The 23,087-nt window shown below is 62.9% G+C and carries 24 protein-coding genes; 5 read left to right on the top strand and 19 right to left on the bottom strand.

Annotated features, from left to right (window positions below):
* Positions 1-30: 30 nt before the first annotated feature.
* Complete coding sequence (locus tag MJ643_RS23215; protein WP_013974551.1) at positions 31-993, top strand: amino acid ABC transporter permease; 963 nt, start codon at positions 31-33, stop codon at positions 991-993.
* Positions 986-1,720 (top strand): amino acid ABC transporter ATP-binding protein, encoded by a 735-nt coding sequence (locus MJ643_RS23210; RefSeq protein WP_013974550.1) that lies wholly within the window; start codon positions 986-988, stop codon positions 1,718-1,720. The genes MJ643_RS23215 and MJ643_RS23210 overlap by 8 nt, the downstream gene beginning before the upstream one ends.
* A gap of 116 nt (positions 1,721-1,836) precedes the next feature.
* Here MJ643_RS23210 and MJ643_RS23205 read toward each other — a convergent pair whose 3' ends face one another.
* The 12 genes from MJ643_RS23205 to ubiE all read right to left on the bottom strand — a co-directional run bounded on the left by MJ643_RS23205 (position 1,837) and on the right by ubiE (position 13,291).
* Complete coding sequence (locus MJ643_RS23205; RefSeq protein ID WP_080563828.1) at positions 1,837-2,787, bottom strand: RHS repeat-associated core domain-containing protein; 951 nt, start codon at positions 2,785-2,787, stop codon at positions 1,837-1,839.
* 153 nt (positions 2,788-2,940) lie between these two features.
* Complete coding sequence (locus tag MJ643_RS23200; protein WP_023661321.1) at positions 2,941-4,884, bottom strand: methyl-accepting chemotaxis protein; 1,944 nt, start codon at positions 4,882-4,884, stop codon at positions 2,941-2,943.
* A 263-nt stretch (positions 4,885-5,147) separates the two neighbouring features.
* Entirely contained in the window at positions 5,148-7,064 is a 1,917-nt protein-coding gene (locus MJ643_RS23195; RefSeq protein WP_013974548.1) for a methyl-accepting chemotaxis protein, read from the bottom strand.
* 100 nt (positions 7,065-7,164) lie between these two features.
* The gene (locus MJ643_RS23190; protein ID WP_013974547.1) at positions 7,165-7,872 is read right to left on the bottom strand and encodes a 16S rRNA (uracil(1498)-N(3))-methyltransferase; all 708 of its coding nucleotides are present in this window, start codon (positions 7,870-7,872) and stop codon (positions 7,165-7,167) included.
* Entirely contained in the window at positions 7,869-8,657 is a 789-nt protein-coding gene (gene tatC, locus MJ643_RS23185) for a twin-arginine translocase subunit TatC (RefSeq protein ID WP_013974546.1), read from the bottom strand. The genes MJ643_RS23190 and tatC overlap by 4 nt, the downstream gene beginning before the upstream one ends.
* Positions 8,654-9,031 (bottom strand): Sec-independent protein translocase protein TatB, encoded by a 378-nt coding sequence (tatB, locus tag MJ643_RS23180; RefSeq protein WP_003259854.1) that lies wholly within the window; start codon positions 9,029-9,031, stop codon positions 8,654-8,656. The genes tatC and tatB overlap by 4 nt, the downstream gene beginning before the upstream one ends.
* Before the next feature lie 3 nt (positions 9,032-9,034).
* Positions 9,035-9,307, bottom strand: a complete 273-nt coding sequence (locus tag MJ643_RS23175) for a twin-arginine translocase TatA/TatE family subunit (RefSeq protein ID WP_003259853.1) — start codon at positions 9,305-9,307, stop codon at positions 9,035-9,037.
* A gap of 172 nt (positions 9,308-9,479) precedes the next feature.
* Positions 9,480-9,815, bottom strand: coding sequence for a phosphoribosyl-ATP diphosphatase (locus MJ643_RS23170; protein WP_013974545.1), 336 nt, complete (start codon positions 9,813-9,815; stop codon positions 9,480-9,482).
* Between the two features lies 1 nt (position 9,816).
* On the bottom strand, positions 9,817-10,209 hold the full coding sequence (hisI, locus tag MJ643_RS23165; protein ID WP_013974544.1) for a phosphoribosyl-AMP cyclohydrolase: 393 nt from the start codon (positions 10,207-10,209) through the stop codon (positions 9,817-9,819).
* 72 nt (positions 10,210-10,281) lie between these two features.
* Positions 10,282-11,901: a ubiquinone biosynthesis regulatory protein kinase UbiB gene (gene ubiB / locus MJ643_RS23160; protein ID WP_013974543.1), complete on the bottom strand. Its 1,620-nt coding sequence runs from the start codon at positions 11,899-11,901 to the stop codon at positions 10,282-10,284.
* Positions 11,898-12,521 carry an SCP2 sterol-binding domain-containing protein gene (locus MJ643_RS23155; protein WP_013974542.1) on the bottom strand — a complete coding sequence of 208 codons (624 nt, stop codon included), beginning with the start codon at positions 12,519-12,521 and terminating at the stop codon, positions 11,898-11,900. Before MJ643_RS23155 ends, ubiB begins: the two co-directional genes overlap by 4 nt.
* Entirely contained in the window at positions 12,521-13,291 is a 771-nt protein-coding gene (gene ubiE / locus MJ643_RS23150; protein ID WP_013974541.1) for a bifunctional demethylmenaquinone methyltransferase/2-methoxy-6-polyprenyl-1,4-benzoquinol methylase UbiE, read from the bottom strand. Before ubiE ends, MJ643_RS23155 begins: the two co-directional genes overlap by 1 nt.
* 124 nt (positions 13,292-13,415) lie before the next feature.
* On the opposite strand from ubiE, the gene MJ643_RS23145 reads away from it, so the two are divergent.
* The 3 genes from MJ643_RS23145 (at position 13,416) to MJ643_RS23135 (ending at position 15,018) form a co-directional block, all read left to right on the top strand.
* Positions 13,416-13,691, top strand: a complete 276-nt coding sequence (locus MJ643_RS23145) for a polyhydroxyalkanoic acid system family protein (protein ID WP_015272091.1) — start codon at positions 13,416-13,418, stop codon at positions 13,689-13,691.
* A gap of 123 nt (positions 13,692-13,814) precedes the next feature.
* Positions 13,815-14,234 carry a phasin family protein gene (locus tag MJ643_RS23140; RefSeq protein ID WP_023663112.1) on the top strand — a complete coding sequence of 140 codons (420 nt, stop codon included), beginning with the start codon at positions 13,815-13,817 and terminating at the stop codon, positions 14,232-14,234.
* A gap of 10 nt (positions 14,235-14,244) precedes the next feature.
* Positions 14,245-15,018: a phasin family protein gene (locus tag MJ643_RS23135; protein WP_054572182.1), complete on the top strand. Its 774-nt coding sequence runs from the start codon at positions 14,245-14,247 to the stop codon at positions 15,016-15,018.
* Between the two features lie 130 nt (positions 15,019-15,148).
* On the opposite strand, the gene MJ643_RS23130 is transcribed toward MJ643_RS23135, so the two are convergent.
* The 7 genes from MJ643_RS23130 to hslV form a co-directional block, all read right to left on the bottom strand.
* Complete coding sequence (locus MJ643_RS23130) at positions 15,149-15,763, bottom strand: TetR/AcrR family transcriptional regulator (protein ID WP_169774616.1); 615 nt, start codon at positions 15,761-15,763, stop codon at positions 15,149-15,151.
* A gap of 13 nt (positions 15,764-15,776) precedes the next feature.
* On the bottom strand, positions 15,777-17,459 hold the full coding sequence (phaC, locus tag MJ643_RS23125) for a class II poly(R)-hydroxyalkanoic acid synthase (protein WP_169774615.1): 1,683 nt from the start codon (positions 17,457-17,459) through the stop codon (positions 15,777-15,779).
* A gap of 168 nt (positions 17,460-17,627) precedes the next feature.
* Positions 17,628-18,479, bottom strand: a complete 852-nt coding sequence (gene phaZ / locus MJ643_RS23120; protein ID WP_013974535.1) for a poly(3-hydroxyalkanoate) depolymerase — start codon at positions 18,477-18,479, stop codon at positions 17,628-17,630.
* A gap of 62 nt (positions 18,480-18,541) precedes the next feature.
* Positions 18,542-20,221 (bottom strand): class II poly(R)-hydroxyalkanoic acid synthase, encoded by a 1,680-nt coding sequence (phaC, locus tag MJ643_RS23115; protein ID WP_208209550.1) that lies wholly within the window; start codon positions 20,219-20,221, stop codon positions 18,542-18,544.
* 269 nt (positions 20,222-20,490) lie between these two features.
* The gene (locus MJ643_RS23110) at positions 20,491-20,868 is read right to left on the bottom strand and encodes a DUF971 domain-containing protein (RefSeq protein WP_003249306.1); all 378 of its coding nucleotides are present in this window, start codon (positions 20,866-20,868) and stop codon (positions 20,491-20,493) included.
* Between the two features lie 196 nt (positions 20,869-21,064).
* Positions 21,065-22,408: an ATP-dependent protease ATPase subunit HslU gene (gene hslU / locus MJ643_RS23105; RefSeq protein WP_015272084.1), complete on the bottom strand. Its 1,344-nt coding sequence runs from the start codon at positions 22,406-22,408 to the stop codon at positions 21,065-21,067.
* A 76-nt stretch (positions 22,409-22,484) separates the two neighbouring features.
* On the bottom strand, positions 22,485-23,015 hold the full coding sequence (hslV, locus tag MJ643_RS23100) for an ATP-dependent protease subunit HslV (protein WP_003249309.1): 531 nt from the start codon (positions 23,013-23,015) through the stop codon (positions 22,485-22,487).
* Positions 23,016-23,087: the final 72 nt, after the last annotated feature.

The raw sequence follows: 23,087 nt of genomic DNA, 5'->3' as shown, positions 1-23,087 counted from the left end.
TGCGCGTTCGCATTTACGGAAGTACCCCACGTGATCAAACACAAGAAAGCCCAGTGGCCCTGGCACGGTTTGACTGCCCTGGTCCTGGTGGGCCTGGCGTTCAGCCTGTACATGGCCACCTCGATGATTTCCTACGAGTGGCGCTGGAACCGCGTACCGCAGTACTTCGCCTACAAGGCCGAGGAAGCACAGCGCGCCGCCGGTTACGGCACCGTGCAGGACATCGTCATCTCTGGCGATAATGCCCGTGTCACGCTGAAGGACGAGAACGGTGCCGAGCAGGTGCTCGATGTGGCCAAGGACAGCCTGCAGCTGGCCCGCGGCGACGATGTTTCCGAAGGCGACCAGATTGGCGTCACCCGTCACTGGGCGGCCGGCCCGCTGGCCTGGGGCCTGTGGACCACGCTTTGGATTTCGGTGGTATCCGGTGCCTTGGGCCTGTTGATCGGCCTGTTCGCCGGCCTCTGCCGCCTGTCTAGCAACCCTACGCTGCGGGACCTGTCGACGGTGTACGTCGAGCTGGTGCGCGGTACACCGCTGCTGGTACAGATCTTCATCTTCTACTTCTTCATCGGTACCGTGCTCAACCTGTCCCGCGAGTTTGCCGGGGTGGCTGCACTGGCGCTGTTCACCGGCGCCTACGTGGCCGAAATCGTTCGTGCCGGCGTGCAGTCCATTGCCAAGGGCCAGAACGAAGCGGCCCGCTCGCTGGGCCTGAACGCAGGCCAGTCGATGCGCCACGTCATCCTGCCGCAGGCCTTCAAGCGCGTGCTGCCGCCTTTGGCCGGCCAGTTCATCAGCCTGGTCAAGGACACCTCGCTGGTGTCGGTGATCGCCATCACCGAACTGACCAAGAGCGGCCGCGAGGCCATTACCACCTCGTTCTCGACCTTCGAGATCTGGTTCTGCGTGGCAGGCCTGTACCTGCTGATCAACCTGCCGCTGTCGCACCTGGCCAGCCGGCTCGAGCGGAGGCTTGCGCAAAGTGATTGAAGTCCGTGACCTGCTGAAAGTCTTCGACACCCGTGGCCACGTGGTACGGGCTGTGGATAACGTCACCACCCAGGTCGCCAAGGGCGAGGTGGTGGTGGTGCTCGGCCCGTCGGGTTCGGGCAAATCGACCTTCCTGCGTTGCCTCAACGGCCTGGAGCATTTCGACGAAGGCCATGTGGCCATCGACGGCCTGCAACTGGCCGACCCGAAGACCGACATCAACGCCTACCGCCGCGAAGTCGGCATGGTGTTCCAGCACTTCAACCTGTTCCCGCACATGACCGTGCTGGAGAACCTGTGCCTGGCACAGAAGGTGGTGCGCAAGCGCAACAAGGCCGACCGCGAAGCCAAGGCCCGGGCGCTGCTGGAGAAGGTAGGCATTGCGCAGAAAGCCAACGAATACCCGTCGCGCCTGTCCGGTGGCCAGCAGCAGCGGGTGGCGATCGCCCGAGCCCTGGCCATGGACCCGAAAGTGATGCTGTTCGACGAGCCAACCTCGGCGCTTGACCCGGAAATGGTCGGCGAGGTGCTGGACGTGATGAAGACCTTGGCCCAGGAAGGCATGACCATGGTCTGCGTTACCCACGAAATGGGCTTTGCCCGTGAAGTGGCGGACCGCGTGCTGTTCTTCGACCATGGCAAGTTGCTGGAAGATTCGGCCCCAGCCGCGTTCTTCGCCTCGCCGAAAGACCCGCGTGCGCAGGCGTTCCTGCGCCAGGTGTTGTGACAGGTAGTGAACGGTAGAGCGTAGCCAACCCCAAAGCTCGCTTCCTGCGGGTTGGCTGTCTCGCTCATTTGTTGTTTGGAATGCAGGAGGCAAAGAAAAGTTGCGCTGCATGTTGCTTAAAGGTTTTTTCTTATTGCCTTTGAAGCTAGATGAGGATATTTCTTTTCTAGATAATCTAGACGGCTGCGGGCTGTCTGGATTGCTAATTCATTCTGTTCAAATTCCGATTTTGCGCGCGAAACTTGAGATGTTGCTTTCTCTAGTTCCGAGCGCTTGGTGCTCAGCGCTTCAAAAGTGGATTCTAGGCTTTTTAGTTTGGCAGCTTGGTTGGCGTAGTCTTCGTACAAATAACTTGCCTTTAATCCATGCTTGCTGCTCTCGTATGTTACTGTGCCATCCATTTTCGCCATGGAATCTATGAGCGCTAACATTTCGGTTTCTGTTTTCTTAAGTGCGATGTCAGTCGTTTTAATGTCCCTCGCTCTTTGCGCGTCTTTTCTTTTTTCGTGGCCGATGTTGTATTCTAAGTTTCGAGTGCTGTCTATGCGGTTTTTCAAATTTTTTGAGGCTTTGACTAGGGACTTTCCAGCTTTCCAATCGTAGTAGCGCGCTATAGGTCCGCGGATATTTCCTGAGGGATCGTTATAATTAATCGGATCGCCCGCAGTGTAAGCGTATGCATTAAGGTTGCCAGTCAGGAAGATGCTGGCACGATCGGAAGAAATAAATCGCCTAAGGCGGGGGCTGTATCCTCGTTCGCCGCGGCCTAACAAGTAAACGCCGAAATCCTCAAGATACTCTCCGTTGTAACCTGGTGCTACAGGTGAAGGCCCAATGGGGTTATATCCATAAGCACAGTATGTCAGCCTGTTGACAGCAGAGCTATGGCTCGAAGCCAAGACGGAGTTTGCTTGGTCGATAGCAATCAGGTTGCCCTCGGCAAAGGATGAGCCCCCTAGCTGGCATATCGGGCTGCCGGCCGCGTACATTATTCTTACTGGGTTGCCGGGCACTCCAATAGAGGCGAGCCGATCATGTTCATAAAAGCGTAATTGACGATTACCCATGAGATGACTCCCTATTGAATCATGGCCTCAAGGGTGCGGGCAGCAAGGCAGCCCCAACAACTGGCAAAAATGCTAGGTTGGTGTGCTCAGTTAATTCTTTATACCCAAGCCCTGGTTGAACGGTTGAGGGGCTGCAGAGCAGCCCCGGCAAACTCAAATATTGAACCGCCCCACCATCCCCCGCAACTGCTGCCCCAACTGCTCCAGTTCCCCACTCGAAGTCGCCGTTTGCTCACTGGCCGCACTGGTCTGATCCGACACATCGCGCACATTCAGCACACTGCGGTTGATCTGCTCGGCGACCACGCTCTGCTCTTCGCTGGCCGTGGCAATTTGCTGGTTCATGCCCTGGATGCTGGACACCGTGTCGGTGATCTGGCTCAACGCATGCCCAGCCTTGCGGCTCAGCTCCACACTCTGCTCGGTCAGGTTCTTGCTGTTGTCCAGCAGGCGGGTCACTTCGTCGGTGCCGTTGTGCAGGCTGTCGATCAGTTGGCCGATTTCCTCGGTCGCCGTCGAGGTGCGCTGGGCCAGACCGCGCACTTCATCGGCCACCACGGCAAAACCACGCCCGGCTTCACCCGCCCGTGCCGCTTCGATCGCCGCGTTCAGGGCCAGCAGGTTGGTCTGCTCGGACACTGACTTGATCACATCGAGGATGCTGCCAATGCGCTGGCTCTCGCCCGCCAGGTGCTGCATGGCCGCCAGGCAATGGTCCATCTGCCCGGCCAGCTGTTCGATACGGCCAATAGCTTCGGCCACCACTTGGTCGCCGATCTGTGCCTGCTGGTCGGCGTTGGTCGCCGCCAGCGAGGCCTGTTCGGCGTTCTGCGCCACTTCCTGCACGGTGGCGCTCATCTGGTTCATGGCCGTGGCCACCTGATCGGTTTCCTCGCGTTGCTGGTTGATGCGCAGCTTGGTGTCTTCGCTACTGGCCGCCAGCTGTGTGGCGGCCTGTGACAGGTGGCTGACGCCCTGGTCGATGCCACCGATCAGCTCGCGCAGGCTCAAGGTCATTTCGCGCATGCTGGTTTGCAACTGGCCCATCTCGTCGCGGCGTTGCACCGGTTCGACCTGGCTCAGGTCGCCCTTGGCGATGCGCCCGGCCACGGCCAGGGTCTGACGCAGCGGCTGGGTGATTTGCAAAGTGATCAGCCAGCCCGACAGGACGCCTACGGCCAACGCCAGCAGGGCTACAGTGGTCAGCAGTGAGCGGGCCTCAAGGGCCTCCCTGTCGCGCTGCTCGATCTTGCGTTTGCCAAGTTCCAGGCTTACCGCACGCAGCTCGTTGCCCATGTTCTCCATATTGTTTTGCAGCTGTTCGACACGCACCGCAGCCCGACGATACTCATCCAGGCTGGCGCGGTAGTTGGCCAGCTGCTCCCCAGGCTGCTGGGTGAGCGTAAGCGGCAAGCCAAGTGGAGCAAGGCCTTTGAGCAGTTGCGCAAGGCTGCTGGCGGCGGCATCCAGGGAGCTGTCGCCGACCTTGGCGAAGCTTTCCACAGGGGAGAAGGTGTAGGCCGGAACCAGGCTCTGCTGGTTGGCACCGTCGATATGTCGGCTAAGCGTGTCCATCAGCCCCAGCACACCGCTTTGCTGGCTGTTGGCAGGCATCCTCAGCAAGGCCTGGGTCTGGAGATCGTCGATTACTTCGGTGAGCTTCTGCTCACGGGCCTGCATGGCCTGGCGCAGGGCGATACGCTTGGCGACAGTATTCTCCAGCTCGCTGAAATCGCCGCGCAGGCGCTGCAGCAACGCCAGCTTTTCGGTCAGCATCTGCCGGGATTCATCCACGCTGCTACGTTGTTGCAAGGTGCTCAGCATGCTGTTGAGCTGGTCGAGAATGTTGGCTATCCGCGTTCTGCTGGCGTTGTCGTTGAGTACGCGGTAAGTGATGCGCTCTGCGCGCAAGTCTTTGGTCAGGTCGTTGATCAGGCCGATTTCGCTGAGTTGCTGCGAGCGCACAATGGCGTCATCCAGTGCACGCCAGCCACTGACGGTGGTGGCCAGGGTAAGCAGCAGGACTACGGCAAAGCCGAGGGCGAGCTTGGCGGCGACACTGATGTTGCCGAGCTTGCGGTTGAGGTAGCCGAGCATGAGGAATCTCCGTGCGATTGGGGGCGAGGATGCAGGCGTATTGCTGGCATCACACCTTTGCCAATCGGCAGCGGAGCTGTAGGACTTGACCTGATAATCAGGTAGGAAATTTCACTTCAACAGGTAGGAATATTCCATCTGTGCCGGCCTCTTCGCGGGTAAACCCGCTTCTACAGGTACTGCACAGATTTTGAGAACTGTGCGGTACCTGTGGGAGCGGGTCTACCCGCGAAGAGGCCAGTACAGGCGACTTACACATCAGCCTAGAGTCTGAACCGCCCCACCAACCCTTGCAGGTGGGTACCCAACCGCGCCAGCTCCACGCTGGAACTGGCCGTCTCTTCACTGGCCGCCGAGGTCTGGTCAGAAATATCCCGCACGTTCATCACGCTGCGGTTGATCTCTTCTGCCACGGCCGTCTGTTCTTCCGCTGCCGTGGCAATCTGCTGGTTCATGGCCTGGATCGACGATACGGTCCGGGTGATGGTTTCCAGCGAGCTGCCGGCGCGGCGGGTCAGTTCGACGCTGCTGTCGGTCAACTGGCGGCTGCTGTCCATCACGCTGGCCACGCGCTGGGTGCCGCTCTGCAGGCCGGCAATCAGCTCTTCGATCTCTTCGGTCGATTGCTGGGTGCGCTGCGCCAGGCTGCGCACCTCATCGGCCACCACGGCAAAGCCACGCCCGGCCTCGCCGGCCCGGGCCGCCTCGATCGCCGCGTTGAGGGCCAGCAGGTTGGTCTGCTGGGCCACCGACTTGATCACGTCGAGCACGCTGCCGATCTTGTCGCTTTCGGCCTTGAGCTGGTTCATCGCTTCGCTGGAGTTGACCACTTCGCCGGCCAGGCGCTCGATCTGCGCCACTGCCTCGCCCACCACACGGTCGCCTTCGCGGGCTTGCTGATCGGCCATCAACGCAGCTTCCGAGGCCTGCTCGGCATTGCGCGCCACCTCATGCACGGTGGTGGTCATCTGGTTCATGGCGGTTGCCACCTGATCGGTCTCGACCTTCTGGTTGTTGACTCCGGCACTGGTCTGCTCGGTCACCGCCGACAGCTCCTCGGCAGCACTGGCGATCTGCGTCACACCATCACCGATGCCGCTGATCAGTTCGCGCAGGCCCTGGGTCATGCGCTGCATGCTGGCCTGCAACTGGCCCAGTTCATCGCGACGTTGTACCTGCAGGCTCAGGGTCAGGTCGCCACTGGCCACGCGCTCGGCGGCGTGCAAGGTCTGGCGCAGCGGGACGATGATCTGCCGGGTGATGGCCCAGGCCGCCAGCAGGCCGAGAGCCAGCGCCAGCACGGTGGCCACGGCGAGCACGGTCTTGGCTTGGGCCGCCCCGGCGTCGCGCACGGCGGTTTGTGAGGTGGTCATCGCCTGGCTGGTCTCCAGCAGTACCGTGCCGTGCTCGACCATGCTCTGCAGGGCCTGCTCACTGGCGACCTGGGCACTGCCGAACTGGGTGACCGCGTCGCGGTAGCCTGCCAGGGCGGTGGTGGCATCGTCCAGGCTGGCAGCATGCTCCGCCGGCACTTTGGCCGGTAGCGCGCGCAGTTCGGCCAAGGCCTGGTCGATAGCTTTCAGCGCCGTTTGCTGATAGTCGGCGTTGCCGCTGTAGGTGTAGCCGCGTACCTGGAAGCGCGCCTGCTGCAAAAGGGCGCTGACTTCCACTGCGTGCTGGTACTGGCTGATATCGCCTCCCTGCAGCAGGCCGCGTTGCACCCGGCCAATCAGCTCCGCGGCCTTATCGGCAGTGTCGCCAAGTACGGCGCGGCTGGCCTCGCGGCGCTGGCCGGCCTGTTTCAGGTCGTTGAATGCCTGCTGGTAGCCGCGCACGGCCTCGCGCTGCTGCTCAAGGCGCTGTCTGTCAACGGGCTGCTCGATCTGCCCGAGCATAAACTGCACTTGGCGTTCGAGGTTGCCCAGTGCCTTTTCCAACTCTGCCACCGAGGCTTCGTCAGGCTGGCGCTGGTAATGCTGGCGGGCGATGCGCAGTTCCTGGGTGTACTGCAGGATGACAGAGATGTTTCCCAGCTTGTCGCCACGGTTGATGATGCTGTCCATGCCGTGCCAGCCGGCCAGGGTGATGGCCAGGGTCAACAGCAGTACCAGGCCGAAGCCTAGCCCCAGTTTGCGATTGACACTCACATTGCCCAATGAGTGGGCGAACCATTGATACATGTACGACTCCCCGGCGGCTTGGCACCACGATTAATTGTTGTGTTGCCAAGACAATCGGCCTGGGGGAGGGAAACTTTATGGCTGAAAGTTGACTTCTGTGTCAGAAAATTCGTGATAGCAGTGCTGTCACCGCAGTCTCGACCCGCAAAATGCGGTCTCCCAGCTGCACGGGTGCCAGGCCAGCCTTGCCCAGCAGATCGACTTCGTAAGGGATCCAGCCGCCCTCCGGGCCGATGGCCAGGGTCACGGGCTGTTCCACGGCGCGCGGGCAGGCGGGGTAGGGGCCGGGGTGCCCGACCAGGCCCAGGGTGCCTGCGGCGATGGCCGGCAGGCGGTCTTCGACGAACGGTTTGAAGCGCTTCTCGATGATCACTTCGGGCAGCACGGTGTCGCGGGCTTGTTCCAGGCCCAGGATGAGGTTCTCGCGAACGCTGTCCGGGTGCAGGAACGGTGTTTGCCAGAAGCTTTTCTCGACCTTGTAGCTGTTCAGCAGGATCAATCGCGGCACGCCAAGGGTGGCCACGGTCTGGAAAAGCCGGCGCAGCATTTTTGGCCGAGGTACGGCCAGCACCAGGGTCAGCGGCAGCTTGGCCGGTGGCTGCTGGTCAAAGGCGACTTCCAGTTCGGCTTCGTGCTTTTCCAGGCGCAGCACCGTGGCCTTGCCCATCAGGCCGTTGATACGGCCAACGCGCAGGTTGTCGCCCACCGCCACACGGTGGATATCCTGCATGTGGGTGAAGCGCCGATCTGCGAGGACGACGCGGTCGGCCGAGACGAAGTCGGCCTCTTCAAGGAGCAACAGGTTCACGGTTGGGTCGCTGGTGGCTGGTCGTTGTGGTCGTTGGCGGTTTCGTCGTGGGCGCTGCGCTTGCGGATCAGGCTGCCGCACAGCACGCCGATCTCGAACAGCAGCCACATGGGTACGGCCAGCAGGGTCTGGGAGAAGATGTCCGGAGGGGTAAGGACCATGCCGACCACGAAGCAGCCGATGATCACGTAGGGGCGAATCTTCTTCAGGTACTTCACGTCGACCACGCCGATCCATACCAGCAGCACCACCGCCACCGGGATTTCGAAGGCCACGCCAAAGGCGAAGAACAGCGTCATCACGAAGTCGAGGTAGCTGGCGATGTCGGTCATCATCGACACGCCTTCCGGCGTGGCGCTGGCGAAGAAGCCGAAGATCAGCGGGAACACCAGGAAATAGGCGAAGGCCATGCCGGCGTAGAACAGGAAGATGCTCGACACCAGCAGCGGAATGGCGATGCGCTTTTCATGGCGGTACAGCCCGGGTGCGATGAAGCCCCAGATCTGCTGGAGGATGAACGGAATCGCCAGGAACAGCGAGACGATCATGGTCAGCTTGAACGGCGTGAGGAACGGCGATGCCACGTCGGTGGCGATCATCGTCGCATTGGCCGGCAAGTGCTCGCGCAGCGGTGCGGAGACCAGGGTGTAGATCTGCTGGGCGAAGGAGAACAGCCCGGCAAAGATCAGGAAAATGACGGCAACGCAGCGCAACAGGCGGGTGCGCAGTTCGGTCAGGTGCGAAACCAGCGGCATTGGCTGGTCGTGTTCCGGATTTTCGCTCATGGGGCTCGCGGCGGTTGAGGCGGTTCAGAAGGCGTGGCCGGGGCGGCAGCGGTCTCGACCGGCCTGGCTTCGAGCCCGGCGGGGGGCTGAACGGTGGCGGTGGTGACAGGCGGCTGCGCCGGCGGCGTCATCGGGTTGAGGATGCGCTTGGCTTCCTCCTCCATCTGCAGGATGTGCTCGTTGTGCAGCTGGCGGCGGATTTCGTCGGCGCCGATTTCGCGCTCCACTTCCATCTTGATGCTGTTGAAACTGCGCTTGAGCCGGCCGATCCACAGGCCTGCGGTGCGCGCGGCACCGGGCAGGCGCTCGGGGCCGAGCACCAGCAGGGCGACCAGACCGACGAGCAGCAGCTCGCTGAAACTGATGCCGAACATGGGTCAGTCTTTCCGCTGTGGCTCTTGGACCGGCTGGGCCTGGCCTTCGATGGTGTGGCCCTGGTTCTGCTGGGCAGTGTTCTGCACCGGTGGAACGGGTTGGGCAGGCGGCGGGGTCTGCTCGGCCGGCTTGTTCTCTTCGTCGCTCATGGCTTTGCGGAAGCCCTTGATCGACTCACCCAGGTCACTGCCGAAGTTCTTCAGCTTCTTGGTACCGAACACCAGGACCACGACCACCAGCAGGACGATCCAGTGTTTCCAGTCAAAGATACCCATTTCGTACTCCTGAAATTTACAGGTAAAGCGAATTGTTCTGGCAACGCGGCCCCTGTGGGAGCGGGTTCACCCGCGAACACCGGCTTAGCCGGTGCCATACACCGCGTCGCATTCTTCGCGGGTGAACCCGCTCCCACAAAAAAGAGAGGGGGCCCCGCGCACTTGAATTACATCAGGCAGACGGCTGTCGAGCCGCCTTCTCATCATGCCCGGAAAGCCCGAAGCGACGCTCCAGCTCATCGAGCACGGCTTGCGGATGCTGGCCCAGCGCGCTGAGCATTACCAGGCTATGAAACCACAGGTCGGCGGTTTCGTAGATGACATCGCTGTAATCCTTGCTGACCGCGGCATCCTTGGCGGCAATGATCGTCTCGACCGACTCTTCGCCGAGCTTTTCGAGGATCTTGTTCAGGCCCTTGTGGTACAGGCTGGCCACGTAGGAGCTGTCGGGGGCCGCTTGCTTGCGTTCTTCAAGCACTTCGGCCAGGCGGTTCAGGGTGTCGCTCATGTCAGTGTCCTGCGCTGTAGATGGCATCCGGGTCTTTCAGGACCGGGTCGACGGTTTTCCACTGGCCGTCTTCGAAGACGCGGTAGAAGCAGCTTTCACGGCCGGTATGGCAGGCGATATGGCCCAGTTGCTCGACCATCAGGATGATCACGTCGGCATCGCAGTCCAAGCGCATTTCATGCAGCTTCTGCACATGCCCGGATTCCTCGCCCTTGCGCCACAGCTTGCCACGCGAACGCGACCAGTAGATGGCGCGTTGCTCGGCGGCGGTCAGGGCCAGCGATTCGCGGTTCATCCAGGCCATCATCAGCACGCGTCCGGTCTTGTGGTCCTGGGCGATCGCCGGTACCAGGCCCTCGCTGTTCCACTTGATCTCGTCCAGCCAGTCTTTCATCGTCGACTCCAAAGCGGGCCCGCTCCTGTGCCGGGCCCTTTGCGCTAGTGTGCCAGCCATGGGCGCGGCTGGCTATTGGCGCACGATCAGGTAAAGGCCGGCGGCCAGCATCAGCCAGGCCGGCCAGGCGGCAGGGGCGGCCAGGCTGGCGGCTGCGGCGGCGCCAGCGGCCAGTACCGCGCCACCTCCGAGCAGGCCGGCGCCGAGCAGGCGCAGCGCCCAGCGGTCACCCTGGCGGCGCCGCTCCGGCAGTTGCGGATCGTGCAGGTGCGGTTGCGACAGGCGCTCGAGCAGGTCGCGGGCCATGTCGGCCAGGTGAGGCAGTTGCTCGACCTGGCTGTGGATGTTGCCGAGCACGGCCTTGGGGCTCATGCGGTCGCGCATCCAGCGCTCGAGGAATGGTTTGGCGGTGCTCCACAGGTCCAGGTCTGGGTACAACTGGCGGCCCAGGCCTTCGATGTTGAGCAGGGTCTTCTGCAGCAACACCAGCTGCGGCTGCACTTCCATGTTGAAGCGCCGGGCGGTCTGGAACAGGCGCATCAGCACCTGGCCGAAGGAAATATCCTTTAACGGTTTTTCGAAGATCGGCTCGCACACGGTGCGGATCGCCGCTTCGAACTCGTTGACCTTGGTGTGCGCCGGCACCCAGCCCGAGTCGATGTGCAACTGGGCGACGCGGCGGTAGTCACGCTTGAAGAAAGCGATCAGGTTGCGCGCCAGGTAGTCCTGGTCCTCGGCGGTCAGGCTGCCGACGATGCCGCAGTCGATGGCGATGTACTGCGGGCTCCATGGTTTGACCGTGCTGACGAAAATGTTGCCCGGGTGCATGTCGGCATGGAAGAAGCTGTCGCGGAACACCTGGGTGAAGAACACCTCCACGCCTCGTTCGGCCAGCAGCTTCATGTCGGTGCGCTGATCGGCCAAGGTGGCCATGTCGGTCACCGGCACGCCGTAGATGCGCTCCATCACCAGCACCTTGGGGCGGCACAGGTCCCAGTACACCTGGGGCACGTACATCAGCTCGGAGCCTTCGAAATTGCGCCGCAACTGGCTGGCGTTGGCCGCTTCGCGCAGCAGGTCGAGCTCGTCGTAGATGGTTTTTTCGTAGTCGCCGACGATTTCCACCGGGTGCAGGCGGCGGGCGTCGGCCGAAGCGCGCTCGGCGGCCTTGGCGATCAGGAACAGCCAGGCCAGGTCCTGGGCGATCACCGGCTTCAGGCCCGGGCGAACCACCTTGACCACTACTTCTTCGCCACTTTTCAGGCGCGCAGCATGCACCTGGGCCACCGAGGCCGAGGCCAGTGGTTCGACGTCGAAGCGGCTGAACAGTTGCGTTACCGGGGCGCCCAGCTGTGCCTCGATCAGTGCCACGGCCTGCTTGGGGTCGAACGGCGGCACGCGGTCCTGCAGCAGCATCAGTTCATCGGCTATGTCGTTGGGCAGCAGATCACGGCGGGTGGACAACAACTGGCCGAACTTGATGAAGATCGGCCCCAGGTCCTGCAGGGCCAGGCGCAGGCGCGCGCCTCGGTTGAGCTCGGACGGCTTGCGCGGCAGCCAGCGCCACGGCATCAGCAGGCGCAGGCTCATCAGCCACCAGGGCAGCGGCAGGTCGAACAGCAGGTCATCGAGACGGTAGCGGATCACCACACGCTGGATGCGAAAAAGACGGCGGACGGCGAGCAGCTTCATGCGTTATCGCTGGTATCAAGGGATCGGGAGAGGCGCTTGAGGCGCGCCTCGAGGCGTTCTGTATCGAGCTTCAGGGTATCGAGCTCACTGAAGGCGGCTTCGGCTTCGCGCTTGCCGACCAGGGTACGGGACTCTTCGGCCAGGTACTCGGAAAGGTTCTGGCTGAAGCGCGCCAGGCCCTGGCGGGTCCAGCGTGCACGCAGGCGGATGTGGCCGGCCAGCAGCGCCGTGGCGACCGGGCCAAGCCAGCGTTGCAGTTCGTGTTCCCAGTCCAGATCCAGGTCCTGCAGCACACCGAACAGGTCCAGCAACACGGCGCTGTCGCCATGCAGTTCGACTTGCGGGCTGTGCAGCACGGCGGTCTTGTCCCTGGCCAGGGCCAGTTGCGCCAGGCTGCCGGCCGGGGCGCGCAGGCTGCAGTCGACCTCGCCTTGCCAGTGGGCGGCGAGCATCAGGCCCTCTTCATCGGGCAGGATGAACACCTGCAAGGCTGGCTGGCGGCAGTCGATCTCGATGACCTTGCCCTCCAGCGCGGCCAGCCGCGGCAGGGCCGTGCTGTCCATGCGCAGGACGCGGTTCAGGCCATGTTCGGCGCTGGCGAGCAGCCCGGCCAGCAGCATCAGGGCTTGATCCCCCGATGCACGGCAACGATGCCGCTGGTCATGTTGTGGTAGGTGACCCGGTCGAAACCGGCCTCGACCATCATGGCCTTCAGGGTTTCCTGATCGGGGTGCATGCGGATCGACTCGGCGAGGTAACGGTAGCTCTCCGAGTCGTTGGTGATCAGCTTGCCGGCCAGCGGCATGAAGGCGAACGAGTAGGCGTCGTAGGCCTTGGACATCAGCTTGTTGGTCGGCTTGGAGAACTCCAGCACCAGCAGGCGACCGCCTGGCTTGAGCACGCGCAGCATCGAGCGGATGGCTTCGTCCTTGTGGGTGACGTTGCGCAGGCCGAAGGCGATGGTCACGCAGTCGAAGTGGTTGTCCGGGAATGGCAGCTTCTCGGCGTCGGCCTGAACGAACTCGATGTTGCCGGCCACGCCACGGTCGAGCAGGCGGTCACGGCCGACCTTGAGCATCGATTCGTTGATGTCGGCCAGCACTACCTGACCGGTCGGGCCGACCAGCCGCGAGAACTTGGCGGCCAGGTCGCCGGTACCGCCGGCGATGTCCAGTACACGATTGCCGGCGCGTACGCCCGACAGCTCGATGGTGAAGCGCTTCCACAGGCGGTGCATACCGCCGGAAAGCACGTCGTTCATCAGGTCGTACTTGGCCGCTACCGAGTGGAACACCTCGGCGACTTTCTTCGCCTTCTGGCTTTCAGGGACGTCCTGGTAACCGAAATGGGTGGTGGGTTCGGCGTGGTCGCCTTTGCGCTGGTCGTTCATATCGCTTCACCGGAAAAAATTACCGCCATTCTAGGGCGAACGGGCAGATTTGTCTTGGCGGGGTGTGCCAGTGGGCAGGGGCGGGCATAATGCCCATTATGTCTTCATCTTCAGGAACACCCGCATGACCCAGATCAGCGTCGAACGCAAACATTCCCTCGGCCGCGATGCCGCCCGCGCCAAGGCTGAAGCGCTGGTCGACAAACTGACCCGCGAATACGACCTCAAGGCCACCTGGAACGGTGACCGGGTCGACGTGGCGCGCAGCGGTGCCAACGGCAGTGTGCACATCTTCGATGACCGCATCCGCGTCGAATTGAAGCTAGGCATGATGCTGTCGATGATGAGCGGCACCATCAAGGGCGAGATCGAGCGGGCGCTGGACAAAGCCCTGGCCTGACCCCTTCCCGGGGCCATGCTCGTTCACCTTAGGGTGAAGATTCTAATTTACCTCTCTACCTTGTGCTCAAGCCCAACCTCCATGGGCGGTTTCTCCTCCACTCATGAGCATGAGGTACAGAGCATGGCCAAAGTGACTGTGAAGAAAAAGGACGACGCCCCGGGCACGCTGGGCGAGGTGCGCGGCTACGCGCGCAAGATCTGGCTGGCAGGCATCGGCGCCTATGCGCGTGTGGGCCAGGAAGGCTCCGACTACTTCAATGAGCTGGTCAAGGCCGGCGAAGGCGTCGAGAAGCGTGGCAAGAAGCGCATCGACAAGGAGCTCGATGCTGCCAACAACCAGATCGACGAAGCGACCCAGGAAGTCAGTCGCGTACGCGGCAAGGTCGAAGTTCAACTGGATAAGATCGAAAAAGCTTTCGACGCGCGGGTAGGTCGCGCCTTGAATCGCCTTGGCATTCCGTCTAAACATGACGTTGAGGCGTTGTCCATCAAGCTTGAACAGCTCCACGAGCTGCTCGAGCGCGTCGCGCACAAACCATAAGGAGAGCAGGATGGCTGGCAAGAAGAATTCCGAGAAAGAAGGCAGCTCCTGGGTCGGCGGGATCGAGAAGTACTCCCGCAAGATCTGGCTGGCGGGGCTTGGTATCTATTCGAAGATCGACCAGGACGGCCCGAAGCTGTTCGACTCGCTGGTGAAGGATGGCGAGAAGGCCGAGAAGCAGGCGAAGAAGACCGCCGAAGATGTTGCTGAAACTGCCAAGTCGTCGACCACTTCGCGTGTGTCGGGCGTGAAGGACCGTGCGCTGGGCAAGTGGAGCGAACTCGAAGAGGCCTTCGACAAGCGCCTGAACAGCGCCATCTCGCGCCTTGGCGTGCCGAGCCGCAACGAGATCAAGGCCCTGCACCAGCAGGTGGACAGCCTGACCAAGCAGATCGAGAAACTCACCGGCGCTTCGGTTACGCCGATTTCGTCGCGCGCTGCGGCCAAACCGGCTGCGAGCAAGGCGGCGGCCAAGCCACTGGCCAAGACGGCAGCGGCCAAGCCTGCGGCGAAAACCGCGGCGGCCAAGCCGGCGGCCAAGACTGCTGCGGCTAAACCTGCTGCCAAGACCGCGGCGGCCAAGCCTGCAGCGAAACCGGCAGCGGCCAAGCCGGCTGTGGCGAAGAAGCCGGCAGTGAAGAAAGCACCGGCCAAGCCAGCAGCCGCCAAGCCGGCAGCTCCAGCGGCGAGCGCCGCTCCGACCGCTAGCGCAGCTCCTGCACCAACCGCGGCTCCGGCCAGCAATCCGCCTTCGGCACCGACAGGCACCGGTACCCTGATCTGATACCGCGTCGCCTTCTTCGCGGGTAAACCCGCTCCCACAGGTGCTGCGCCGCTTGTAAGCTCTGCACCGTACCTGTGGGAGCGGGTTCACCCGCGAATGCGTCGGCTGCTGCAATACATTCCTGTCAGGCTTACCCCTCCAGATACCTCACCGCCAACTGCTCCGCCGCCCCCCGCGCCTGGGCCTTCAGATGCGGCGCCACCAGCATCATCACCTGGTACACCACAATCCCCACATCCCCCTCGCGCCCCAGTACCCGCTGGTAATCCAGCGAGAACATCAGTGTCAGGGTGATCTGCTCCACCAGTTGCCCCAGCGCCTGGGTCTCGCTCTCTACCAACCCTTGGCCCTTGAGGCTGGCCAGCAACGCCGCCAGCGTGCGCTTGAGCGCGTTGATCAGGCTGCGCATGCCGCGGGCCAGTTTGGGCAGGCGCCCGGTCAGGTTCGACAGGTCCTGGAACAGGAAGCGGTACTGCGCCATGCGTTCGACGATCAGGTGCAGGAACAGCCAGTAATCCTCGGCATCCAGGCGTACCTCCAGCGGCGGGTCGAGTAAAGGCATCAGCGCTTCTTCAAAGCGCTCGAACAGCCCCAGCACCAACGGCTCCTTGCCGTGGAAGTGGTAGTAGAGGTTGCCGGGGCTGATGCCCAGTTCGTTGGCAATTTCCAGGGTGGATACGTTCGGTTCACCCTGCTGGTTGAACAGCTGCAGGGCACATTCGAGGATACGGTCGCGAGTCTTCATCCAGTCGGCATGCTCATCGGGTCAGCACGTAGGTGCCCGGCGCGGGTCCCAGCGGTGGGTAGGTGGCATTGCCCAGTTCGCTGCGCGGTGCCTTGAGCGGGCCGGAGCGCGGGGTGATCCACTCCAGCCACAACGGCCACCAGCTGCCTTCGCTGCGCTTGGCGTCGTGGAACCAGGCGCGGGGGTCGCTGGACAGCTTGGGGTTGGCCAGGTAGTAGGCCTTGGGGTTGCCGGGCGGGTTGATGATGCTCTGGATGTGCCCGCTGTTGGCCAGCACGAAGCGTCGGTCGCCACCCAGCAGCAAGGCCGAGCGGTACACCGCATCCCACGGGGTGATGTGGTCGTTGCTGCCGGCCACGGTGAAACTGTCCAGCTCGACCTTCTGCAGGTCGATGGGTGTGCCGCATACCTCCAGGCCGGCGGGGTGGGTCAGCGGGTTGAGCTTGAAGAAGTCCAGCAGGTCGCCATGCAGCGCGGCGGGCAGGCGCGTGCTGTCGGCGTTCCAGTACAGGATGTCGAAGGCTGGTGGTGTCTTGCCGAGCAGGTAGTTGTTGACCCAGTAGTTCCAGATCAGGTCGTTGGGCCGCATCCAGGCGAAGATCCGCGCCACCTCGGCGCCATCCAGCACGCCGCGCTGATAGGAGCGGCGCTTGGCGGCCTCGATGGTCTGCTCGTCGGCGAACAGGCTGGCGGGGCTTTCGAACTTGCTGTCCAGCAGGCTGACCAGGTAGGTGGCGCTGCGCACCCGGCGCAGCTGGTGCTTGGCCTGCAGGTGGCCCTGCAGCGCGGCCATGGTCAGGCCGCCGGCGCAGGCGCCCATCAGGTTGGGGTCGCGGTTGCCGCTGATGCTGCGGCAAGCGTTGAGCGCTTCTTCCAGGGCCTGCACGTAGCTCGACAGGCCCCATTCGCGGTGGCGCGGGTCGGGGTTGCGCCAGCTCACCATGAACACCTGCAGGCCGCTCTTGAGCATGTACTGGACAAAGCTGTTGGTCGAGCTGAGGTCGAAGATGTAGAACTTGTTGATCTGTGGCGGCACTACCAGCAGTGGCCGGGCGTGCTGCTTTTCGCTCATCGGCTTGTACTGGATCAGCTCCAGCAGCTCGTTGCGAAACACCACGGCGCCGGCGGTTGCAGCCAGATTGCCGCCCACTTCGAAGGCGCGCTCGTCGACCTGGCGTGGCAGGCCATCGTTGTGGCGCAGGTCATCGAGCAGGTGGGCCACGCCGCGCACCAGGCTCTGGCCACCGCTGTTGAACAGTTCCTTGACCGCCAGCGGGTTGAGCAGCGAGTTGCTCGGCGCCAGTGCATCGTTGATCAGGTTGAACAGGAAGTGCGCACGGGCCCGGTCATCATCGTCCAGGTGGCTTTCCTCGATCCACAGGCGGGTCTGCTTCTGCCAGGCCAGGTAGGCTTGCAGGCCGCGCCGGTAGAACGGGTTCTGGCTCCATGTCGGGTCGCTGAAGCGCGGATCCCGCGGGTTCGGCTGAAACGGTGTGTCACCCAGCATCACCCTGCCCAGCTGACCACCCAGGGCCAACAGGTGATGCGCGGTGTGCAGCGGATGACGCAGGCTTTGGCGGCTGACATTGCGCAGCGTGGAAATCAGGTCACGGCCGCGCAGTCCGAGGATGGCGTTCTGCACGTTCATGCTGGTGGCGGGAAGCGTTGTCGTTCCTTTGGCCGTTTTGTCTTTCATGGCAACACTCCCTCGTCCTGACCTGGTGCCTCATGACTAAACATATTCACTGATTTAGCAGGGTCTCTGTGGGAGCGGGTTCACCCGCGAACACCGGCGAAGCCGGTGCCATACACCGAGTTGGATTCTTCGCGGGTGAACCCGCTCCCACAGGGTCCCAAATCGCCTTCACACACCCGAAACCGGGCGAGGGTGCATGACAGCGCGCTGACGCTCTTGCTGAAGGAACTTCATGATGATCGGGGCGACGGCCTCGGCCCGGGTGATCAGGAACAGATGGCCGTCGTCGATAATGTGTAGCTGGGCATTGGGAATTCGCCAGGCCAGCAGGCGCATGTTGATCAGCGGGATCAACGGGTCGTCGTCGCCTGCCAGCACCAGGGTCGGCTGCTGGATCTTGTGCAGCCAATGGATGCTGGTCCAGCCAAGCCCGGCGAACAGCTGCCAGTAATAGCCCATCTTGCCGCCGGATCGCACCTTGGCGGCGTGCTGCATGGCCAGGTCCGGGTCACGCCGGAAGCCGCCGCCATAGATCGTCGGCGCAATGCGGATGACATGCGACGGCTGCACGTAGCGCCGCGGGCTGGCCATCATCCACAGCACCTTGGGCTTGCCCGGCACCATCACCGCACCGGCGGCAGTGGCGGCCAGCACCAGCTTCTTGCAGCGCTCGGGGTAGTCATGGGCGAACTGCTGGGCCAGGGCGCCGCCCCACGACACGCCGATGGCATTGACCTGGCCGTAGTCGAGGTAGTCGAGCATGCGTGCCGTCAGCTTGGCCAACCCGGGGAAGCGGTAAGGGTGGCGCGGCGTGGACGAGCCGCCGACCCCGGGCACGTCAAAGGCGATGACTTCCAGGTCCGGGTCCAGCGCCTCGATGAACGGAAACACCAGCTCCAGGTTGGCGCCGATGCCGTTGAAGATCAGCAGCGGCGTCAGATGCGACTTGCCCGGGCGGACGGCGGTGCGGATGGACTGGTTGTCCAGCTCGACGGTCCTGAAGATATAGGGTTGCGGCATGCGCGTGACTCATGGGGTGAAATGAACACCGTGGCGCCCCGCAGGGGCCACGGCGCTGCAGCTCAACGCTCGTGAACGTAGGTGCCCGGGGATGCCTCGCCAGCGGCATAGGCACGGTTGCCCAGGCGGGTCGGTGCCTTTTTCAGCTCGCCGGCACGTTCGCCCAGCCAGCTTTGCCAGTGCAGCCACCAGGAGTCCGCATGCTTGGTAGCGTTTTCTTGCCAGGCCACCGGGTCACCCGGGCGATCGGCACCGGTCATGAAGCGCGCCTTGGGGTTGCCTGGCGGGTTGAGGATGCTCTGGATATGGCCGCTGTTGGACAGCACGAACTCGATCTTGCCGCCGAACAGGTGCGCCGAGCGGTAGCACGACTGCCACGGGGTGATGTGGTCGTTGGTGCCGGCAAGGCTGTAGATGTCGCATTTGACCTGTTTCAGGTCGATCGGGGTGCCGCAAACCTCCAGGGCGTCCGGGCGCGTCAGCGGGTTGCTCTTGAACATTTCGATCAGGTCGCCGTGGAAGGCGGCCGGCAGGCGCGTGGTGTCGTTGTTCCAGAACAGGATGTCGAACACCGGCGGCTCGTTGCCGAGCAGGTAGTTGTTGACCCAGTAGTTCCAGATCAGGTCGTTGGGGCGCATCCAGGCGAACACCTTGGCCATCTCGCTGCCTTCGAGCACGCCGGCCTGGTAGGAGTGGCGCTTGGCGGCCTCCAGGGTCTGCTCGTCGACGAACAGGGCGACCTGGTTGTCCATGGTGGTGTCCAGCACGCTGACCAGCAGGGTCAGGGCATTGACCTTGTTCTCGCCTAGCGCGGCATAGTGGCCGACCAATGCCGTGCAGGTGATGCCGCCGGAGCAGGTACCGAGCATGTTCAGGTCCTTGCTGCCGGTAATCGCCAGCACCGCGTCGACCGCCTCCTTGAGCGCATCGATATAGGTGGACAGGCCCCATTCGCGCTGGGCTTTGGTCGGGTTGCGCCAGCTGATGATGAAGGTCTGCTGCTGCGAGCGCAGGCAGTACCGCGCCAGGCTCTTTTCCGGGCTCAGGTCGAATACGTAGAACTTGTTGATTTGCGGCGGCACCACCAGTAGCGGGCGGGCATGCACCTGCTCGGTGATGGGGCTGTACTGGATCAGCTCCAGCACATCGTTGCGGTACACCACGGCGCCTTCACTGGTGCCCAGGTTCTTGCCCACCTCGAAGGCGTCCATGTTCACCTGGCTGGGCATGCCGCCGTTGTTGACCAGGTCCTTGGCCAGGTTGGACAGGCCATCGAGCAGGCTCTTGCCGCCTGTTTCGAAAAAGCGTTTGACCGCTGCCGGGTTGGACAGGGTGTTGGTCGGCGCCATGGCTTCGGTCATCAGGTTGATGACGAACTGGCCACGGCTGATGTCCTGGGGCGAAAGGTCACTGCTGCCGATCCAGTCCTGCAGTTCCTTGCGCCAGGCCAGATAGGTTTGCAGGTAGCGGCGGTAAAGTGGGTTGTTGCTCCATGCCGGGTCATTGAAGCGACGGTCGTCGCTTTCCGGGGCAAGGCTGGACTTGCCCAGCAGCACGTTCTTCAGCTCCAGGCCAAAGTGGGCCACATGCTTGGCGCTGTGCAGCGGTTGGCGCACGGCCTGGCGCAGCACGGTGCGTGCCGAGCTCAACAGGTCCTTGCGACGGATACCGATGACCGGGTTCAGCCCCAGGGTGTTTTCCGAGGCCTGCCGCTGCAGCTCATCGTTGTTCTTGTTACTCATCTACGACGCTCCGTTGTCCTGAGACGAGTACCGGTTGCTGTGGCGGGTGCACAGTTCTGAGCCCGGTACTGCTACTCGGGTGACCAGTGATAAGGAACAGCGGTGCTGCGAGGGTTCTGACTACCTGCAATTTGATGCAGGGAACTTGCCACCCCCCATTGGTTACCCGACTTTCATGTAATGCGCAAGACAGCCCGTCACTGGGCTGTCTGTAAGGTATTCAAACAAATGAATTTAGAAAATGCGCTCTAAATCCTGAAGGCCTTGCGCTAGAGCATGAGTTTGACCACCGACTCGGCGGGGTCGCGGGATTTCCCGGCCTTGTGCAGTTCGTCGAGGTACTCGGCCCACAGCTGTTCCTGGCGCAGGCACAGTTGCTCGAGGTACTCCCAGGTGAACAGGCCGCTGTCATGGCCGTCGTCGAAGGTCAGTTTCAGTGCGTATTGCCCGGCAGGTTCCAGCCCGCTGAGGCCGACGTTGATCTTGCCGAACTGCAGGATGGGGTTGCCGTGGCCCTGGACCTCGGCGGAGGGGGAGTGCACGCGCAGGAATTCGGCGGGCAGGTGGTAGACCTCGCCGGGGGCGTAGGTGAGGCTGAGGGTTTTCGAGGCTTTGTGCAGGTTGATGGCGGTGGGCAGGCGGGCCATGGCTGGAATCTCTCGGGAGCTGATGGTGCAAGCTTCCAGCTTATGGAGGAGGGATTCAAGGGACATTGGGGCTGCTGCGCAGCCCTTTCGCGACACAAGGCCGCTCCCACAAGTTCAGCGCTGCATTGGAGGGCAACGCCCTACCTGTGGGAGCGGCCTTGCGTCGCGATGGGCCGCAAGGCGGCCCCCTGCGGTCTTACAGGATGTAACGCGACAGGTCTTCGTTCTGCGCCAGCTCACCCAGGTGGCTGTTCACGTACGCCGCGTCGATCTGGATCGGCGCTTCGTCATGGGTGCTGGCCAGGTCGCCAGCGCTGAACGACACCTCTTCGAGCAAACGCTCGAGCAGGGTGTGCAGGCGGCGGGCACCGATGTTCTCGGTCTTCTCGTTCACCTGGTAGGCAATCTCGGCCAGGCGCTTGATACCGTCGGCGAGGAACTCGATATTCAGGCCTTCGGTCTTGAGCAGGGCCTGGTACTGTTCGGTCAGCGACGCGTGCGGCTCCTGCAGGATGCGCTCGAAGTCTTCCGGGGTCAGGGCCTTGAGCTCCACACGGATCGGCAGGCGGCCTTGCAGTTCGGGCACCAGGTCGCTCGGCTTGCTCAGGTGGAACGCACCCGAGGCAATGAACAGGATGTGGTCGGTCTTGACCATGCCCAGCTTGGTGTTGACGGTGCAGCCTTCAATCAGCGGCAGCAGGTCGCGCTGCACGCCTTCACGGGACACGTCGGCGCCGCCAACGTTGCCGCGCTTGGCAACCTTGTCGATTTCGTCGATGAACACGATGCCGTGCTGCTCGACAGCTTCCAGGGCCTTGGCCTTGAGTTCTTCCTCGTTGACCAGGCGGCTCGCTTCTTCATCGCGAACCATCTTCAGCGCCTCTTTGACCTTCAGCTTGCGCGCCTTGCGCTTGCCTTTGCCCATGTTGGCGAACAGGCTCTGCAGCTGGTTGGTCATTTCTTCCATGCCGGGCGGCGCGGCAATTTCGACGCCGACGGCATCGGCCACTTCGATCTCGATTTCCTTGTCGTCCAGCTGGCCTTCGCGCAGGCGCTTGCGGAACAGCTGGCGGGTGTTGGAATCGGTGCTGGTCTGCGCGGCTTCCTCGGCGAAGCTGCTGACCCGCGCCTGCGGCAGCAGGGCATCGAGGATGCGGTCTTCGGCGGCGTCTTCGGCGCGGTGGCGCACGCGGATGATCTCTTGCTCACGCAGCATCTTCAATGCTGCATCGGCCAGGTCACGGATGATCGACTCGACGTCGCGGCCCACGTAGCCCACTTCGGTGAACTTGGTGGCTTCGACCTTGAGGAACGGCGCGTTGGCCAGCTTGGCCAGGCGGCGGGCGATTTCGGTTTTGCCGACGCCGGTTGGGCCGATCATCAGGATGTTCTTCGGGGTCACTTCGGCGCGCAGCTCGGCGGGGAGCTGCATGCGCCGCCAGCGGTTGCGCAGGGCGATTGCCACGGCGCGCTTGGCGTCGTCCTGGCCGATGATGTGGCGGTTGAGTTCGTGGACGATCTCGCGGGGGGTCATGGACATGATCAATAGGGTCCTCGGGCAGAATGATTCAGCGTGGAAAAGCCCCATCACCGGGATGGAGCGCCAGAACAGCTGATCAGTCGGCCAGGTCCTGCTCCTCGATGGTCAGGTTGTGGTTGGTGAACACGCAGATGTCGCCGGCGATGTTCAGGGCGGTCTCGGCGATTTCACGGGCCGAGAGGTCGGTCTTGTTCAGCAGGGCGCGTGCTGCGGCCTGGGCGTAGGCGCCGCCGGAACCCATGGCGATCAGACCGTCTTCGGGTTCGACCACATCGCCGTTGCCGGTGATGATCAGGGAGGCGTCCTTGTTGGCCACGGCCAGCATGGCTTCCAGGCGGCTCAGGGAGCGGTCGGTACGCCATTCCTTGGCCAGCTCGACGGCGGCGCGGACCAGGTGGCCCTGATGTTTCTCGAGCTGGCCTTCAAAGCGCTCGAACAGGGTGAACGCATCGGCGGTGGCGCCGGCGAAGCCCGCGATGACCTGGCCGTGGTACAGGCGGCGCACCTTCTTGGCGTTGCCTTTCATCACGGTGTTGCCGAGGGATACCTGGCCGTCGCCGCCCATGACGACTTTGCCGTTACGGCGGACAGAAACGATGGTGGTCAAGGGGAGAGTCTCCACGCAGCGGGGCGAAAGTGCCTGATGCAGACTCATATGGGGGTGGGGGGAAGGATTTCA

Origin of the sequence: Pseudomonas sp. PNPG3 (genome assembly GCF_023093815.1) — a bacterium.
GTDB classification, from domain to species: domain Bacteria; phylum Pseudomonadota; class Gammaproteobacteria; order Pseudomonadales; family Pseudomonadaceae; genus Aquipseudomonas; species Aquipseudomonas asiatica.
This window is presented reverse-complemented; position numbering and strand designations above follow the sequence as displayed.